We start from the raw sequence: 14,404 nt of genomic DNA, 5'->3' as shown, positions 1-14,404 counted from the left end.
CATAAATCGTTTATTAGAGCCATAAAAAGCTGCGGAAACAGACTATCGTTTTAATCCTTAAGGAGGCATCTTCATGTTGGATATTCAGCAAATAAAAGAGATCATACCACATCGATATCCGTTTTTGCTAGTCGATCGAGTTGTTGAATTAGAGGAAGGCAAGCGGGCGGTCGGCATCAAAAATGTCACAATTAATGAACCGTTTTTTAACGGACATTATCCGGATTATCCGGTTATGCCAGGCGTTTTGATCGTTGAAGCACTGGCTCAAGTAGGCGGCGTTGCCATGATGAAAAAAGAAGAATATAAAGGGAAGCTCCCTCTTTTTGCTGGCATTGATAAATGCCGTTTTAAAAGACAAGTACGCCCCGGGGATCAACTAAAACTGGAAGTGGAAATGATCGCACAGCGGGGTCCGATCGGAAAAGCAAAAGGAATTGCAAAGGTTGATGACGAAATCGCTTGTGAAGCTGAATTAACATTTGCTGTGAAATAAACGGGTGCCTTCAAATGGCATCTGTTTTTTATTAAATAAGCACATTAGACAGCCGCTTTTTTCATAAGTTCAAGAAGGCTGTTGTATTGACCTCGTTTTGAATGTACTTGCATCTTAAAAGATCTTCTTTCTGTATTCTCTCCCAAAATTTTCGATGTGCTCCAGTACGGTGTATTCATCTCTATATCTTCATTTTTTATTTCTTCTGATGTTGAAAATATGGCTTTCGTTTGTTTTTCCCCGATTATGAGCCCTTCTAAAGTGTTTTCTCTTACATTTCGATATGAAAATGTTGGATTGCAAAAGTTTATTTTCGAAATCGTTCTTTTACGAATATTTCTTCTTATCCTTTCTTCAATCTATGTCATCATATACTGAAGGTTGAAAAATTCAATCTGTGTTTTAGAAAAATTTGTTGAATGTGTTAAAAATACTTGGGCATGTTAAGAACGTATAACAATAAGAAAGGAGCAATCATATGAAAAAGAAATGGATGTACATGTTATTTAGCATGCTAATGGCGTTGATGGTGGTGACAGGGTGCAATACGAATGATGAGGTCCCTCCGGACAATAATGACGATACAGAAGAAAATCTAGGTCCAACAGATGAAGACAATGACGGGAATACATTAGATGAAGAATTGCCACCGGATGATGAAGAAGGTGCTGATAACAATCAAGATGATACTGCCGACGATAATAACGACGAAAACAACGAAGAACAAGAAAATCAATAATAAAGAAGGCCGTTCGTGCCTTCTATTTTTATTTTTAGGAATCAAACGAGACGAAAAAAAAATTAATTTTACCTCATAACTGATTCAAGTTAAATTGTATAAAGGTGCAAACTCTGCATAACGTTCCAACCCGAAAAATTGGAGATTATCAGAGGCCAATTATGCGCAAAGATGAGCCGGTAAATAACGACTCGCTCGTAAAGAAATCGTTGCCGCAAAACAAAAGCTTGCGGATGTGATCCGTCATGTTATGTAAAATGGGATCAGCGGAAAAAGGCATGAAATATTGTACACAAATGTGACTTGGACTAAAATAATTTCCCGACTTTTTTATCATAAAGTTGCAAGACTGTCCTTTCAATTTTTTTTAAATCGGGATTTTACTTTCGGATCATTGATTTTATGGATTGTTTTACTAAATGCCTCCAGCAGCTCTTGTCCGGATAGACCTTTTGAAATTAGTTCTCTGAGGACCATTTCTGCTTCCTGCTTGGAAGTTCGGTTATTATAGATTCTGCCGTCAAAAAGGACAGAAATATGATCCTTTAACATAGTGATCGAACGAATTTTTGCAATGATATGAGCGGGTCTATTATTTTTTTTAGTAATCGTGGCTAAAAGCTTGAGTTCATCATTATTTTGCAAATGGTGTTCAAAATAAGGACGAAACTGTTTAGAAAGAAGCGCCTCAATTAACCACGAATTTTCGCCGTCCTCTTTATTAATGATCAGCCCATCAGCAAGAGGTAAATTTTCGATGCGGTTTTCCTGATCTTTCCTCTCAACTTTCAATTCGACAAGCTTAAAGGTTTTCATGGTTCAAGGCCCCCAACTAGAGTTTATGCTTTATTATAACATAAAATAAAAAAGGCTTGACAAAAGTCAGCCTTTACTCTATTTTCAACAGTTCATGAATCATCGTAGCAACATACTGGGATAATTGCTGTTGATTATGATTCGTTTTCGCTAATTTTTTAATCGCATCGTATAAATTGGGATGTTTTATTAAAAAGTCAATTACTTCCTCCAAATGTTTTTCTGACCGATATGGTTCAAGCACTTCTGCCAACATGCTCGGGGTACCGCCTTGACCAACTAGATGATCAATGCTGATTTCGAGTGCTTCACTAATCGAAACAAGCTGCTCCAGACTAGGCTGCTGCACTCCAGTTTCCAATTTGCTGATTACTGATCTTGTCATATTCAATTTTTCGGCCAGCTGTTTCTGAGTCCATCCTTTTTCTTTTCGGAAAAATTTCATATTCATTTGAAATTTTTGCTGTGCGTTCACGATTCCACCAACTTTTCCATACCATTAAAAAATATGGTAAAGGAAAAAGAAGGCATCGTCAGATCGTAATAAGATCAATAAAATAAACGTTCAGTATTAGAACGAAATTGAAAAATGAAGAAAATACAAGAGATAAGGAGAATTTTCGACATTTTATAGGAAAAATGAACTAAAATACATATATTACAAATATTTCGTAAATATAGATGATTTTGACATTAAGGATTATACTTTTTTAAAAAGGCCTAAGGGGGGATTTGATGACGAAATATAAACTCAAAAAAATTCATATTATCCGCGGTCATGAAAATAGAACTAGAAATAAGGAATTCATGATGTTGAGGATTGGCGATTTTTCCGAAAATGAGCTTAGCTATCATTATTTTCAAATCCCGAGCGATGCGGTAATTGATGTATATTTTCAAATGGAGGATAAATTGTCAATATTGCGGGTAATGTTTGGTATGCAAGAAAAGCAGTTTTATGTTCAATTGTTTACATACGACCACACAACTCTTCGCTATAAAGAAGAAATCATCGATGAGCAAATGAAATCTTCTCCAATCTTCTCAAAGCTCTTGCAGAACATACACATCTATGGGTCGAATCATTTTTCCTTCATTGCGACAAAAAATATGAAAAATCGCGAAAATTAATAAATCGTTGTTTATTTTCGAAAAATAGCTATAGGAAAATGAGAAAATCAACGTCGTTAAAGGCGGAAAAATCTAAAAATAGACATTTTTCTATTTTTTTAACTTCAGCTACAATAAGGGTGCACATTTACGAGAAGGGAGGGATGATGTGATCAACCATGTGACGCTCGTCGGTCGATTAACGAAAGATCCTGAAATCCGCTATACAAGTGAAGGGGCTCCTGTTGCCAATATTACGCTGGCTGTGAGCCGCAACTTTCGCAATGCGGCAGGGGAAATCGACACAGATTTTGTTCATTGTACACTTTGGAGACGAACAGCTGAAAATACTGCAAATTACTGCCGGAAAGGATCGATCGTTGGCGTAATCGGAAGAATTCAAACGCGCAACTATGAAAACAGCGAGGGCAAAAAAGTTTACGTAACAGAAGTTGTTGCGGATTCCGTTCGATTTATGGGCACTCCGCCGCAAAGAATACGGGCAAGAGAGCTTTTCGATCCGGAATCCGCACCTGAACAGTCTGAGGCATAGTAAGTCTGACTTTAGAGGAAAAACAATCCTTTTCGTCCTCAGCAAAATAAGGCATGTTTGAAGTAAAGTAAGTTTGCTTTTGATTCCGCAGAAGAAACGAAAATCAATCTTATGAGAAGAAAAGTCCACCTTTTGACTCAAATCGAAAATGGACTTCCGTTAGCTAAGTCGTCCGATTTTTTTCCTTCCAGTGAAAAGAAAAAATCACAAGGCATCCCCTAAAAGCTCCCTCAACCTTTGGCCAGCCGTTTTTTTGAGGCTGGCTGTTTTGTTGAGAGGAAAGGCATTATCAGCTAATGAAAGGCAAGAGCCGTTTTTTAGAAATGACGTTTTGATCCATTTTGTTCAAATTTTTTAGAGATGAAAATGATGCTTCATTTTATAAAAGCTTCAACCGCTCCATTCTTGGCTTCCTTTTAATGTATTTATGCTGTTTCGTCGAGACTGCTTCCAGCTTCCGGTCTTTGCCTCAGCCTCATTAAAATTGATAAGACTCCCAGATATTTTTTTGTGGTGTATAGACGCCGCTGCTCACTCCCAAAAAGAGTAGTTAAAAGAGTTCTTATTTATTTGCAGCTTTTATTAATTCTTCATAAAGTTTTTCCCATTCCGGGGCATGTGCTTCCGTTTTAGAATCTTTTTTTGCCAAGAAGATTCCCTCCTTTTTTAACAGCTTAAGAATGGAATAATCCCTTTGCTTTCAAACTTTGATAAAAGAAGTCGCTAAAGTAGACACGGTCACTTTTTAAAAAGCTTTACATTTTAACACTTTATCTCTTTTTTCATTCCTCAGTCGTTTTCGATCGATGCAGACACGCTTTATCACCTTTCTTCATTCCTCAGCGTTATTAAGTCCTTCAATTCTTCTGTGGAAAGTTCGGTGATCCAATTGTCGCTTTGGATCAATTCTTCGTTTAAAGCTTGTTTCTTCTCGATCATGTCGTCGATTTTTTCTTCAATTGTGCCGGTAGTAATCAGTTTATGCACGTGGACAAACCGCTTTTGGCCGATGCGGTAGGCGCGGTCGGTTGCCTGGTTTTCAACGGCCGGGTTCCACCAGCGGTCAAAATGGATAACGTGATTGGCGGCTGTCAAATTTAATCCTGTACCTCCAGCTTTCAGCGACAAAATAAATAAGCGGCTGTCTCCTCTTTGGAACTTCTCGACGAGCTTGTCCCTTTCTGTTTTGGATAAGCTTCCGTGCAAAAATAAAACGTCTATTTTAAATGTTTTTTCAAGCAAGTTTTGCAGCATTTTTCCCATTTGAATGTATTGGGTAAAAATTAAACAGCTTTCGTCTTGATTCAAAATAGCTTCAACTAATTCAAGCAGCTTATCGATTTTATGAGACCGGCCTTGAAGAGGAGAAGAAGCCTCTTCCTTCAAATAAAGAGCGGGGTGATTGCAAATTTGTTTCAGCTTGCCCAGCATTTTTAAAATGAGCGCTTTCCGCTCGAAGCCGTCCGCTTTCATAACTTCATCAAATGTGTCTTTGACAAGCTGTTCATATAATGATGCCTGCTCGACGGTGAGCGGCACGTACTCCTTTTGTTCTTGTTTTTCCGGTAAATTCAGGGCAACATGCTCATCGCGTTTCGTTCTTCGAAGCAGAAACGGCCTGATGATGCTGCGCAGTTTTTGAATTTTGTCCGGTTTTTCCCCTTTTTCGATCGGAAGCACATATTGCTTCTGAAATTGGTGAAGGCTTCCTAAAAGACCTTTATTGATAAAATCAAAAATGGCCCAAAGCTCCGTTAGGCGATTTTCTATCGGCGTTCCTGTTAGCGCAATGCGCTGATGGCTGTTCAATTTCCGGATAGATCGCGATTGTTTCGTATGGGCGTTTTTAATATTTTGCGCTTCATCGATGCAGAGGCTGGACCAATGAACGGAAGAAAGTTCGTCAAAATCTACGTGGCTCAAGCCGTATGACGTCAAAACAATATCGGAGCCCAAAACCTTTTTTTGAAATGCTTCGCCTTTTTTCCGGTTTTGGCCGTAATGTAAATAAACGTTTAATTGAGGCGCGAATTTTTCTATTTCCTTTTGCCAATTGCCGAGCACGGACGTCGGCACGATGATCAGTGCGGGCGTTTCCGGCTTCTCCCGTTCCTTTACATATTGAAAATAAGCGATCATTTGTACTGTTTTCCCGAGCCCCATGTCATCTGCTAAACATGCGCCAAAACCGAAGCGGCGTAAAAATAACAGCCAATCCACGCCTTGTTTTTGATAAGGGCGGAGGGTTCCGGTGAAATGTTTCGGCAGGCTTACCGAAGGAATTTCCGAAAGCTCACCCAGCTGTTTCACCATTTTTTTCAATGTGCTGTTCAATTTGATTTCGATCCCAGCAAATGGACGCTCTGGCTCGTCCTCTTCTGCGTGATTTCGCCCAAATTCCTGCTCTAAAATATCAAAAATGTGGAGGCCCTCTTTTTCTGCACGCTTCAGCATTTTCTTCATCTGTTCGATCATTGACGGATCAAGCATGATCCATTTTCCCCGTATGTTAACGAGCCGCCGTTTTTGCTCAACCAGCTGCTCAAATTCTTCTTCGGTCAGCTCCACGCCGTTTGTTGCAATCCGCCAATTAAAGTCGATGAGGGAATTCATCCCGACAAACGATCTTCCTTTTGGAGCGGATTTCACATGCGCTTTTAATGCCAAGCTCGATTGCTTCACCGCCTGCCACCAAGATGGAAGGAGAATCTCGACGCCTGAATTGATGAATGTTTCGCTTGCTTCAAATAAAAAACGCCACGCCTCCTGTTCGCTTAATAGAGCTTCTCCATTTTCAAATGCAAGCCATGGGACGATTGTAGAAAATCGCTGCTGTTCACGCTCAATCGTGTCCGTATATTTCCGCCATTTAGCCGGCAGAGAGCTTTTCCCTTTGTATAAAAGCAAAGAATTTTTGTCTGTTTGATCACGCAAAAACATTTCCAGTCTCCAAATGCCGCCATCCTGTTCAGGTTCATTTAAACGAAAGCCGATTTGAAACGGCTGATCGTTTAATCGCCAGCCTATTTTCTCAAGCCAGTCCTGTTCATCAAGAAAATGCCCTTCAAATGATGTGAGCAAAGGATATGTTTCGACAAGCTGATCCCAAGCACGTTTCGCTCCTGCGCTTCTTTCCAAAAGGTCAGAAACGGCAGCGGAAAACCATGGAAGATCAATTTCCTTAACCGTGTTATCCTTCGGCTTCCAGCCCAGCTTTCCTTTTTGCCAAGATGAATAGTCAGGCATGAAGTTACCGGTCTGAACAAGCTGAAAAATCAGTTCAGCTGTTTGCGATGTCTGGTCAAGATCGCTAGAAAAGGAAATATTGAGCAAAGAGTTGACCGGTCGTTTGGCAAAAAATTCGACCGCCTGCCACGGCGAAAGCAGAATACAATTGTCTGATACACGCAAATCGGTGCCATAAAAGGAAGAAGTATGCCAAATAAATGCGTATTGCTGCCATTGCTTAAGCGAAAGAAAGGTGCCAGCTTCATCTGTACACCAAATGCTGTATTGATGATCTCCGATTTTCTCAGCACAAATCACAAGACTAGTTGTGGTGAACATGTCCCCACTTCCTTTTCTGTTGAATACTTTTGATATTTAAGCTGTGTATTACATCAATTTTCCTTTTACGAGCTCCTCTTGAAAAGCGCGAAGGCGTTTATACTCGCTCGTAATATGCTGAAAATAGTGTTCCCAAGTGTCCATATCGCCCATTTTTTTATAAACGCGTTTCAGCCTTTTTAAATATTTCACAGCGTCTTTGTAGCTTGATCGTTTTTTTACAGCGATTTTGCCGGCAATTTCTTGATGCAATAGGGGAAGCAGCACACCGGGTGCTTTTTTTTCAATGACAGTAAGAAGCCGGCTCTCTACATCATCTAGAGAGAAACCGATCGAAAGCTGAAGCTCCGCCCATGTATGAAACAGGCCTTTTTCTATTAAATATTCATGATAAACTGCATAGCTGTACGGAAGAAGCTTTCGGCAAGCGTGTTCGAACGTCTCGTCATCCCCAACTTGAGCACGGTAATGTTCAAACTCATTTAATAAATAATATATCGTTTCTTGTCGATCGTAAAAATATTCTACTTGAATATACAAATTGGCTTGATCAAGAATTACCGGAACCCATTTTCGGAACCGTTTAAATTCTTTTCTTTTATTCATCGATATAATCCAATCAAACAATAACGGCAAAAGTGGAAGCTCAGTTTCGTTCAAATAATGGATGATGCGGTCATCTTTTTTGTCCAAAAAATCAAAATGGAAAATAGCGAGTTCGCATTCAAGAATGAACAAACCGCCTTTTTTCATTTCATCATCTTTTCGATGTTCAAGAATCGTCCGCTCTTCTTCTATCCACTTTTTTCGGTTCAGCAAATGCTCCCAGATGATCCGGTAAATAACGACTCGCTCATAGAGAAAAGCTTTGCCGCAAAACAAAAGCTCGCGGATGTGATCCCTCATGTCATGTAAAATGGGATCAGCGGAAAAAGGCAAAGGCGTTGTTTTGATTTGCTTTACATGTTCAATGATCTCAAGCTGCAATTCTTCTATCACTTGAGCAGCGTATTGGAAAAGAGCTGGCGAATTTGTATTTGTTTCGTTTTGATGGCAAAAGCGGCAAATTTCAACAAGCAGACTACTTGCCAGCATGATATGGTAGAGAGGTTTTAACCCTCGGTTTTTAGGCTCCTTTTTTTTCAGAAGAGGATACACTTTATGCCAAATCGCATAAATTCTTTGTGTACCGAAGAGTGTTTCAACATTGTCCAGTTCGCCTTTAAAAAGCTCCGCCCAATCGTCGGCCGGTTGTTCACTCGGCTTCATTCCTTTTTGAATCAAGCCTTCCTCCTTCCACATGGCAAGTTTTTTGTTTGGATTTTCTTTCAATTTGCTAAAAAAATTACCGAGATCGTCTGTAAATGCATAAATATATAAAAAAACAGCAATGAGATGACGGCATGGAAACTCATTAGAACAGGAGCAGCTTGACAGCTGAAAATATTCCAAATCAAGCTTGACATGAGCGCGTTTTACGTCCTCAACTGCCGCCGTAATAAATATTCCTTCTTGCTTGACATTAAACACGTTTCCTTGTCTATATAAAAGAAACCCTTTTTTCATCCATTCACGTTGTTCCTCTGTTTCAGGGGAAAGCATGTTTATCACTTGTTCTGAACAATGAAGCACTAATTGTTTATCGAATATATGGGAAGGCATGAGAAGTCCGCTCCTTTGTCGTTTATAGCAACACGTTCCTTACGATTATAGCGCAAAATGCGAAATTAAACACGATTCTTGTCTAGTAAACTATTGCAACTTTGATTTGATGTTTGTATAATTGTCATATCTTGCTGTTTAATTTTGTAAAAATTTGAAGAAAGGAAATTTTTCAGAATGAAAGAGACAAAGAAGATCCAGGACGAATTTCTGAAAATTCTCCTTAATGCGTATAAGCAAGGTGAAACGAACGAACATGTCACAACGAAAGAGTTATTAAAACAGCTTGAACACGAGATTAAAAAGGTGTATGTATCATAGCTGTGGGATTGTGGCATTATCCCGCAACATACTGAAAGTAGCTGGCATCCGCCAGATACTTTCAAACAAAAATAGAAATATACGAAATCAAGTAGAGAAAAACGGTTTGTTTTTCTCTACTTGATTTATGTGCGCCCGGCATGTACATGAACTATAGGGTGTAAGTCCCGAACCCCGAAGACAGAAGTAGAGGTTAGCCAAGAGCAAGGGTGTCCGTGGTGACGCGGAATCTGAAGGAAGCTGGAGGCAAAACACCGGTCCGAGGAACACGAACCTCATATAAGGCTAGGTATGATTGAGTGAGTTTGCATAACAAAACAAAGCTCTTTCTGTCGAAGGTCATATCGAGTAAATGAGGCGGATAGATGGTGTGAAAGTGCATGTACTTACCCGGGGAGGTCTGGCGGATATGTGAAGTACTCTTCATAACCTACTTAGTGATAAGTAGCTGAACCGTCAGAAGTCAGCAGAGGTCATAGTATTAGTTGGTCTAGAACAACTAAGAAGGACCGAACAATTAAGAGAGAATAGCCCTTGGCATTCAGTGAGTCATGATGAACACAGAAAACGTAGTACCTCACTTGAGGGAGGAAGCGGTGAATCCCGTGGGAGATCTCTTGGAGGGTGGAGTGACCACTGGCATAAAGAGAACAGCTATTCACGGAAGTTATAAAGACTTGCGTCAATTATCTTAATTGAACCGCCGTATACGGAACCGTACGTACGGTGGTGTGAGAGGACGGGAGTTAATCGCTCCCTCCTACTCGATTTTAAGCGACTTATCTGACATCTCCTTTCATTCTGCATGTTTTAAAAGCTAGGGAACGTTTGATTGTTCTATCTCCTCCGAACTAAAAATAAGCCTTTTTTCCTGTAAACATCATAAGGCGGCTGACCGATATGGGTAATGTAGTTCTTACTTCATATTATTTTTGTAAGGATTTGTGAAGTTTTTGATGACGCTTTCTTGGTATTTGCTAGGAGAAGCGCATCAGGGGAAGGAGAGGGTGAAGGGTTGAAAGGTCAATGGTTGACACCGGAAGAAATCGAGGCGAGAAGAAAAATTAAAAAAATGTGCCTTTATATCATTTTTCCGGTTTTTGCTGTTGCCATTGGGGTGGCTTCTGCAATTTTGCTGAATACGATGTAGGAAGAAAGTGTCAGGAGGTGAATTGAAGCGATTCGCCTCCTTACGCTTTTTTCTGAAAAAGGACAAAATTCTCTATAAAAATTGTCGAATCAACTAGATGTTGGAAGAATTTAATATTATAATAAATTGATAGGTAATGACATTTTTTGCAACGGAGGTAAACATGGAAGAAACAATTAGTTTAAAAGAGATATTGGATACATTGAAAAAACGGATCAGTTTAATTATTCTCATTACGGCGATTGCAACGGCGGCAAGCGGCATTGTCAGCTATTTTTTTATGACTCCGATTTATCAAGCTTCCACCCAAATTTTAGTCAACCAAACGAAGGATGACCAAGCCGCTTTTCAATACAACGAAATTCAAACGAATTTGCAACTCATTAATACATACAATGTCATTATTAAAAGTCCAAGAATTTTGGAGCTGGTGATTGAAGAGCTGGGTTTAAACGAGACGGTCGACGAATTAAATGAAAAAATTACAGTCGGAAGCGAAAAGGACTCGCAGGTCGTCAACATTTCCGTTCAAGATCCTGATCCGAATCATGCAGCAAATATTGCCAACACGATCGCGAGCGTTTTCCAAAAGGAAATTAAAAATATTATGAACGTTGACAACGTCAACATTTTGTCGAAAGCGGAAGTGAAAGAGAATGCTTCCCCTGTCAAGCCGAAGCCTGTCTTAAATATGGCGATTGCGTTTGTTGTCGGATTGATGGCCGGCGTCGGACTTGCGTTTTTGCTTGAGTATCTTGACAACACGGTAAAGACGGAGCAGGATATTGAGAAGCTTTTGGAGCTTCCTGTGCTTGGGGCAATTTCTGAAATGGATAATGAAATGAACAGTTCGACAATGAATCAAGCGGTCAAAAAATCGAGAGTCAGGGGTGAGACGTATGGCGCCTAGAGCGAAAGGAATGAAGCAAAAACAGCGCACATTGATCACGGCGCTCAACCCGAAATCGCCGATCTCTGAACAGTACCGGACGATTCGGACAAACATTCAATTTTCGTCTGTGGACCATGAAATTCGTTCAATCATGATTACATCAACTGGCCCTGGAGAAGGGAAGTCGACAACGGCGGCAAACTTGGCTGTTGTGTTTGCTCAACAAGGGAAGCAGGTGCTGTTAATTGACGCTGATTTGCGCAAACCGACAGTTCATTATACATTCCGTCTGCAAAACATTCACGGATTGACAAGTGTGTTGTTGAAAAATGCGACTTTGCAGGAAGCTGTGTCGGTAAGTGAAGTTGATCATTTGGACGTTTTAACGAGCGGACCGATTCCTCCGAATCCAGCCGAGCTTTTGTCATCGAGAAGCATGGTGGAGCTGCTCAAAGAAGCTTACGATCAATACGACATTGTAATTATCGACTCTCCGCCTCTTTTAGCGGTAGCGGATGCGCAAATTTTGGCTAATCAAGTCGATGCGTCGATCATGGTGGTGGCAAGCGGAAAAACCGAAAGAGAAGCAGCGTTAAAAGGAAAAGAATCATTGTTGTCGGCAAAAAGCAAGCTGCTAGGAGTTGTATTAAACGGCAAGCCGCAGAAAGACAGCCATTATTACTATTATTACGGCGGGAAAAATTAGGTATTTTTTCCTATTTTTCTTTGAAAAAAACAGTCTACTTGTTTAAAATGAGAATATCTGATTTTTTTCCGTGATTTGAAGGATGGTGTCGTATGATGATTGATCTGCACTGTCATATATTGCCGGAAGTGGACGATGGAGCGAAGCATTTGACGGAAAGCATCGAAATGGCGCGAGCGGCTGTCCGTCAAGGGATTTCGGTCATTACCGCTACACCGCACCATAAAAACGGGAAGTTTGACAATGAATGGAGCTTCGTTAAAGAAAAGACAGAAAAATTGAATGAAACATTGAAACAGGAAGGAATTCCGCTTACAGTTGTTCCCGGCCAAGAGATCCGGCTGTACGGGGAACTGCTTGAAGACTTTTCGGCTGGGAACTGCGGCGGTTTAAATCAGTCAAACTATATTTTAATTGAGTTTCCTTCAAACCATGTGCCAAGATATGCGGAACGGTTGATATTTGATATGATGATGGCCGGGCTGAATCCGATCATTGCCCATCCAGAGAGAAACAGCGAAATTGCGCAAAATCCCGACCTTTTGTACAAGCTTGTAAAGCAAGGAGCGGCAGCCCAGCTGACAGCAGCAAGCCTTACGGGAACGTTTGGCAGCAAAATTAAAAAATTTTCTTTCGAGTTGCTAAATTCCAATCTTGTTCATTTTATTGCTTCAGATGCGCACGATTTGAAGTATAGGAGCTTTCACATGCAGGAAGCTTTTGCGGAAGTGGAAGAACAATTTGGCATAGATGCGGTCGAATATTTCAAAGAAAACGCCGACTGCGTCATTCGAAACGAAGCGATTTACAAAGAACCGCCCGAGCGCATCAAAAAAAAGAAGTTTTTTGGAATTTTCTAAATTACAATATATGACTGGCTATTTGACAGATTGTTTTGTGAAATAAAAGATGCCTAAAAAAGGTGATGTCTCTTTACCTTTATCAATAGAGGCACTCGGCCGCGCTGTGGGTGCTTCCAAAAGGACACCTTAGACGCTAGTCGTCGATGGTGCGGTGTGAGGGCGGGTTAGATGCCCGGTTTATAAACAAAAGAAATTATTAATGGGTGCCAAAATGAATGAGCAGCTGTTAAAGTATCCTTTGATCTGTATTAAAGAAGGATAATACTAATTCATGATGATAAATGTGAAACAAGTGCAAAAAATAGAAAACGTCGAGGAATGAAGCATCGTAATACATAAGAAAAAATTTTTTGATAAAAACTTGCTCAAAAAGATATTGAGCTTTGATCATAAATGAGATGCCTGAAAAACATACAGAATAGAAAGCAAAACAATTACTGAACTAGGGAGAGCTATGGATGGTGTATTTTAGCAAAAAATGTTAAAACTAAGGAGTAAACTGGAAAACCACTGGGGACGACATCAAGTGGTTATTTTTTTTCAAAACCGATATGTATCTACGTATGCTCTATGATGAATAGATTATACGTAGGTCCGTATAAACAAAAAGTACAAAGGGAAGTGAGTGAGTATATTGAAAAAAGTGAGGAAAGCCATCATACCAGCTGCGGGGCTCGGAACAAGATTTTTGCCCGCAACGAAAGCGATGCCGAAAGAAATGCTGCCGATCGTTGATAAACCGACGATTCAATACATAGTAGAGGAAGCGATCGAATCCGGAATTGAGGACATCATCATCGTCACCGGAAAAGGAAAAAGAGCGATCGAAGATCATTTTGACAACAACTTTGAGCTTGAACACAATTTAGTGGAAAAAGAAAAATTTGATCTCTTGGAAAAAGTGCGCCAATCTTCCAAAGTAGATATTCATTACATACGGCAAAAGGAACCAAAAGGGCTTGGACATGCCGTCTGGTGTGCCCGAAAATTCATCGGCGACGAACCGTTTGCGGTGCTTCTTGGAGATGACATCGTGCAGGCGGACAAGCCTTGCTTAAAACAGCTGATGGACGAATATGGAAAAACGGGAGCATCGATCATCGGCGTACAGCCTGTTCCTGAAGAAGAAACACACCGCTACGGCATCATCGAACCGCTCGAACAAACGGGCCGCCGGTACGAGGTCAAAAACTTCGTCGAAAAACCGGCAAAAGGAACCGCGCCATCCAATCTCGCCATCATGGGTCGGTACATACTAACACCTGAAATTTTTCAATTTTTAGAAGAACAAAAAATTGGAGCCGGCGGGGAAATTCAGTTGACTGACGCCATCCAAAAACTAAATGAAATCCAACGTGTCTTCGCCTACAACTTCGAAGGAAAACGGTATGATGTCGGAGAAAAGATCGGATTTATTAAGACGACGATTGAGTTTGCGATGAAAAACGAAGAACTAAAGCCAGATTTGATACAGTTTATGGAAGAGTTGATAAAAGAGGAAAGGATAACAAAATAGAGAAAAAGGGTGA

The 14,404-nt window shown here is 40.3% G+C and carries 14 protein-coding genes; 10 read left to right on the top strand and 4 right to left on the bottom strand.

Annotation, left to right across the window (positions count from 1 at the left end):
* The first annotated feature begins 73 nt into the window (after positions 1-73).
* Entirely contained in the window at positions 74-496 is a 423-nt protein-coding gene (gene fabZ, locus NSR00_RS11805) for a 3-hydroxyacyl-ACP dehydratase FabZ (RefSeq protein ID WP_094244697.1), read from the top strand.
* A gap of 478 nt (positions 497-974) precedes the next feature.
* A complete protein-coding gene (locus tag NSR00_RS11800; RefSeq protein ID WP_094244696.1) occupies positions 975-1,235 on the top strand; it encodes a hypothetical protein in 261 nt (86 codons plus the stop codon).
* A 357-nt stretch (positions 1,236-1,592) separates the two neighbouring features.
* On the opposite strand, the gene NSR00_RS11795 is transcribed toward NSR00_RS11800, so the two are convergent.
* Both NSR00_RS11795 and NSR00_RS11790 read right to left on the bottom strand, forming a co-directional pair.
* Entirely contained in the window at positions 1,593-2,051 is a 459-nt protein-coding gene (locus NSR00_RS11795; RefSeq protein WP_340788945.1) for a YwpF-like family protein, read from the bottom strand.
* 73 nt (positions 2,052-2,124) lie between these two features.
* Positions 2,125-2,526, bottom strand: a complete 402-nt coding sequence (locus NSR00_RS11790) for a helix-turn-helix domain-containing protein (protein ID WP_066248034.1) — start codon at positions 2,524-2,526, stop codon at positions 2,125-2,127.
* Between the two features lie 260 nt (positions 2,527-2,786).
* On the opposite strand from NSR00_RS11790, the gene NSR00_RS11785 reads away from it, so the two are divergent.
* Together NSR00_RS11785 and NSR00_RS11780 are read left to right on the top strand one after the other, a co-directional pair.
* Complete coding sequence (locus NSR00_RS11785) at positions 2,787-3,182, top strand: hypothetical protein (protein ID WP_117017298.1); 396 nt, start codon at positions 2,787-2,789, stop codon at positions 3,180-3,182.
* A gap of 148 nt (positions 3,183-3,330) precedes the next feature.
* On the top strand, positions 3,331-3,714 hold the full coding sequence (locus tag NSR00_RS11780; protein ID WP_311066645.1) for a single-stranded DNA-binding protein: 384 nt from the start codon (positions 3,331-3,333) through the stop codon (positions 3,712-3,714).
* Between the two features lie 822 nt (positions 3,715-4,536).
* Here NSR00_RS11780 and NSR00_RS11775 read toward each other — a convergent pair.
* The gene (locus NSR00_RS11775; protein ID WP_340788943.1) at positions 4,537-7,281 is read right to left on the bottom strand and encodes a DEAD/DEAH box helicase; all 2,745 of its coding nucleotides are present in this window, start codon (positions 7,279-7,281) and stop codon (positions 4,537-4,539) included.
* 48 nt (positions 7,282-7,329) lie between these two features.
* Positions 7,330-8,943, bottom strand: coding sequence for an SWIM zinc finger family protein (locus NSR00_RS11770; RefSeq protein ID WP_340788940.1), 1,614 nt, complete (start codon positions 8,941-8,943; stop codon positions 7,330-7,332).
* A gap of 177 nt (positions 8,944-9,120) precedes the next feature.
* On the opposite strand from NSR00_RS11770, the gene NSR00_RS11765 reads away from it, so the two are divergent.
* From NSR00_RS11765 to galU, 6 genes are all read left to right on the top strand, one after another.
* Positions 9,121-9,264: a hypothetical protein gene (locus NSR00_RS11765; RefSeq protein ID WP_186439282.1), complete on the top strand. Its 144-nt coding sequence runs from the start codon at positions 9,121-9,123 to the stop codon at positions 9,262-9,264.
* 1,015 nt (positions 9,265-10,279) lie between these two features.
* Positions 10,280-10,414, top strand: coding sequence for a hypothetical protein (locus tag NSR00_RS11760; RefSeq protein WP_339210625.1), 135 nt, complete (start codon positions 10,280-10,282; stop codon positions 10,412-10,414).
* 163 nt (positions 10,415-10,577) lie between these two features.
* Positions 10,578-11,324 carry a YveK family protein gene (locus NSR00_RS11755; RefSeq protein ID WP_340788937.1) on the top strand — a complete coding sequence of 249 codons (747 nt, stop codon included), beginning with the start codon at positions 10,578-10,580 and terminating at the stop codon, positions 11,322-11,324.
* Positions 11,314-12,012, top strand: a complete 699-nt coding sequence (locus tag NSR00_RS11750; protein WP_340788934.1) for a CpsD/CapB family tyrosine-protein kinase — start codon at positions 11,314-11,316, stop codon at positions 12,010-12,012. The genes NSR00_RS11755 and NSR00_RS11750 overlap by 11 nt, the downstream gene beginning before the upstream one ends.
* Before the next feature lie 95 nt (positions 12,013-12,107).
* On the top strand, positions 12,108-12,872 hold the full coding sequence (locus tag NSR00_RS11745; protein WP_340789248.1) for a tyrosine-protein phosphatase: 765 nt from the start codon (positions 12,108-12,110) through the stop codon (positions 12,870-12,872).
* A 637-nt stretch (positions 12,873-13,509) separates the two neighbouring features.
* Positions 13,510-14,391 (top strand): UTP--glucose-1-phosphate uridylyltransferase GalU, encoded by an 882-nt coding sequence (gene galU, locus NSR00_RS11740; protein ID WP_340789246.1) that lies wholly within the window; start codon positions 13,510-13,512, stop codon positions 14,389-14,391.
* The last annotated feature ends 13 nt before the right edge of the window (positions 14,392-14,404 follow it).

The sequence above is a fragment of the Aeribacillus sp. FSL K6-8394 genome, from assembly GCF_038008865.1.
GTDB lineage: Bacteria > Bacillota > Bacilli > Bacillales > Aeribacillaceae > Aeribacillus > Aeribacillus composti.
The sequence above is the reverse complement of the archived record's forward strand: the minus strand, read 5'-3'. Positions and strand labels throughout refer to the sequence as shown.